Origin of the sequence: Mesorhizobium sp. M7D.F.Ca.US.004.03.1.1 (assembly GCF_003998635.1) — a bacterium.
In the GTDB taxonomy this organism is placed as follows: Bacteria; Pseudomonadota; Alphaproteobacteria; order Rhizobiales; family Rhizobiaceae; genus Mesorhizobium; species Mesorhizobium loti.
On sequence record NZ_RZQG01000658.1, the window covers coordinates 1 to 3,398 of the forward strand.

Sequence of the window (3,398 nt, forward strand, 5' to 3'; positions counted from 1 at the left end):
CGCCATATGCAGGCGCGGGTCGAGGATGGTGCGGTTGGCACCAAAACCTTCCATGGTCAGCGCGCCGGCCTGCTGTTGCTGGGCAAGGGCGGACAGCGCATCCGTCACCGCAAGTGCGCCGCTGCCGGCGGACACCGCCGAGGCGTTGATCAACGACAGGCCGTCCTTGGGCGCCAGGCTGATGGGGGCGAGGCGCGCCATCATCAACGCCTTGGCCGCCGGCATGCGACGGCCCTGATAGTCTGCTTCGCCTTCGCCGGTGAGCATGCGGGCGAGTGCTGTCATCAACACCAGATCACCGGCGCCGATCGAGCCGAGCGACGGCATGACGGGATGGACGCCGGCATTGAGTGCGTCGACCAAAGCGACGAAGACGGAAGGCGAAAGGCCGGAGCCTCCGGCTGACAGCATCGCTGCACGCGCGACCATGGTTGCCCGCACGGCCTCGACCGGCAGCGCTTCGCCGACCGCGCCGCTGCGGCCCTCCAGCAACTGGCGCTGGAAGGTGCTGGCATCGCCTTCCACTGACGTGCCGAGATTGGCGCCGAGCCCGGTGTTCAGGCCATATATCTGCTGGCCCGACGCTGCGGCCTGGTCGAGCACTTTTCGTGCCTTTTGCAGCCTGCCGATGACATCGGGTCCGATCTCCACCTTGCGACCATCGCGGGCGACCGCAGCAACATCGCCAACGCCAACGCTGGTTCCGGTGAGGACGAGCGCGGTCATGCGAAGCGCAGTCTCTGGCCTATGCCTTGCGCCTGCGCCTTGGCCAGCATCGCCTTTCCCAGTGCGATGTCGGACAGCGACAGGCCGCGGTGCCAGAACAGGATCGTTTCGTCGTCGTTCTCGCGCCCAGCCTTGAGGCCTGCGGCAATCTGGCCGAGCTCGGCATGCAGCGTCTTCTCGCTCAGCCGCCCGGTCTCGACATGGGCGCGCAGCGAGCCGAACTTGCCGCCCTTGCACTGGCCCCAATCGTCGACAACCATTTTCTGCATGATGTCGGTCAGCGACAGTTCGACCGCACTCATCGTGCCATAGGGCACGACCAGCGCGCCGGGCTTGATCCATTCGGTCTTCAGCAATGGCTGCGGCTCCGGCAGCCGCGAGGCCTCGACGACGATGTCGGCGCCCTCGATGCAGCTCTTCCAGTCGGCCACCGCCGTCACCGTCTTGCCGAGATCGGCGGAGAGTTTGGCGGCAAAACCGTCGCGGCTTTCCGGGCGGCGCGAATGGACGCGGATCTCGTCGAAGTCGAAGAGATGGTCGAGCAGGCGCACGTTCCAGTAGGCGGTGCCGCGCGCGCCGATATGGGCCAGCACCTTGGAATTCTTGCGTGCCAGATGTTTGGCGCCGATGGCGGTGACGGCGCCGGTGCGCATGTCGGTGATGACGGTGGCGTCGAGGATGGCGCGCGGTGTGCCGGTGCGCGGGTCGAACAGATTGAGGATACCGAATTCGGAAGGCAGCCCGTGCAGATAATTGTCGACATAGTCGCCGACGATCTTGACGCCGGCGGTGTCGAGCGGCGCGACGTAGCCACGCAAAACATTGAAATGGCCGTGGAAGGAAGGGTCCGGCTCGAGATGGACACGCGGCTCGATCACCGTCTGGCCGTTGCCTTGCGCCACCAGGCCAGCCTCGACGGCGGCAATGATTTCACCATCGGTCATCGCAAGGGCATCGATGTCGAGGGCATTGAGGTAGTCGATATAGATGGGCTTCATTTTACGCGTACACTTTCCTCGGCCACCCCGTTCATCCCATAGCAGGCCGCCGCGCGACACGAAAGTTTGTTGCGCCGTCTCTGGACGCGGCCGGCCAAATGCTGTTCAAACCGGTTCCGTCATGACTGCCATTCCCGATACCGAAGCCTTACCCGAAACGGCCACCAATGCGCGGCGCGTGGCGCTGATCGTCGCCATCGCCTTCTTTATGCAGCTGCTGGATTCGACGATCATCTCGACCTCGCTGCCTCAGATGGGGGAGTCCTTCGGCGTGTCGGCGGTGGCGATGAGCATCGGCATCACCGTCTACATGCTGACCATGGCGGTGTTCGTGCCGCTGTCGGGCTGGCTTGCCGACCGGTTCGGCGCGCGCAACATCTTCCTGCTGGCGATCGTCCTGTTCACGCTGGCCTCGCTTGCCTGCGGCTTCTCGCAAAACCTGACCCAGTTCGTCGCCGCACGTGTCGTGCAAGGGCTCGGCAGCGCGCTGATGACGCCGGTCGGGCGCATTCTCGTCCTGCGTAACGCGTCGAAGTCGGAGCTGCTGAACGCCACGGCACTGATCACCTGGCCGGCGCTGTTTGCGCCAGTGGTCGGGCCGGTGCTTGGCGGCTTCATCACCACCTATCTGTCCTGGCATTGGAATTTCTTCATCAACATCCCCCTCGGTGTGATCGGACTGGCGCTGGTCGCCCGCTTCATTCCGGGCGATCGCGAGGCCGACCCCAAACCGCTCGACTGGCCGGGTTTTTTCCTGACATCAGCGGGACTTGCTTTGCTGCTCTATGGCCTCGAACGCATCGCGCATCCCGAAGACGGTATCCTGCCGACGGTGTTGCTGATCGCAGCCGGCATCGTCATCGGCTGGCTGGCGGTGCGGCATCTCCGGCGCGCGCCGCATCCGCTGCTCGATCTCTCCTCGTTCAAGGTGCTGACCTTCGCCATCTCGACGCTGGCCGCCGGTACCATTTTCCGGGTGGCGATCAACGCCACGCCATTCCTGTTGCCGCTGCTGTTCCAGGTCGGTTTTGGCCTGAGCCCTGTCGACGCCGGCATGATGATCCTCGCCTATTTCCTCGGCAACCTCGGCATGAAGACGGTGACGACGCCGATGCTGCGCCGCTTCGGCTTCCGCTCGGTGCTGGTCGTCAACGGCCTGATCGCCTCGGCGGCGATCATGGCTTGCGCTGCAATCTCGCCGCAAACGCCGCAAGCGCTGGTGGTGGCGCTGATGCTGATCGCCGGCCTGTCGCGCTCGATGCAGTTCACCGCACTCAACACACTGGCCTTCGCCGATATCGATGCGGCGCAACGCAGCTCGGCGGCGACGCTGTCCTCGATGCTGCAGCAGGTGGCGATGCTGTTCGGCGTCGCGGTGGCGGCGGCGGTTCTCAATCTGTCGCAGATCGCCAGGGGCCGGCCGGCCCTCGACCTCGTGGATTTTCGAATCGCCTTCCTGGCGATCGGCGCCATCGGGCTGGTGGCGGCGTTGCGTTTTCTCGCGCTGCCGCCGGGTGCGGGCGCCGAGGTTTCCGGCCACGCGCCGGGGAATTGAGATCGATTCTTCCTGCCTGATGCGGAGATAAATTCCGTCTTGTCCTTTCGCCTTGGTGCAGCACTTTCGCGAGTGGTCGCAATGGCGCAATCAATTGCCAAAAGTGCAGGCTTTTCCGG

The 3,398-nt window shown here is 64.7% G+C and carries 3 protein-coding genes; 1 reads left to right on the plus strand and 2 read right to left on the minus strand.

Annotation, left to right across the window (positions count from 1 at the left end; genetic code table 11):
* Both EN935_RS27465 and EN935_RS27470 read right to left on the minus strand, forming a co-directional pair.
* On the minus strand, window positions 1-726 hold a 726-nt coding region (locus EN935_RS27465; RefSeq protein WP_164771377.1), incomplete at its 3' end, for an aromatic amino acid lyase.
* Window positions 723-1,724 carry an ornithine cyclodeaminase family protein gene (locus tag EN935_RS27470; protein WP_109661001.1) on the minus strand — a complete coding sequence of 334 codons (1,002 nt, stop codon included), beginning with the start codon at window positions 1,722-1,724 and terminating at the stop codon, window positions 723-725. The genes EN935_RS27465 and EN935_RS27470, both read right to left, overlap by 4 nt.
* A 121-nt stretch (window positions 1,725-1,845) precedes the next feature.
* Between EN935_RS27470 and EN935_RS27475 the strand changes: the two genes are divergently transcribed.
* Entirely contained in the window at window positions 1,846-3,279 is a 1,434-nt protein-coding gene (locus EN935_RS27475; RefSeq protein WP_127263447.1) for a DHA2 family efflux MFS transporter permease subunit, read from the plus strand.
* The last annotated feature ends 119 nt before the right edge of the window (window positions 3,280-3,398 follow it).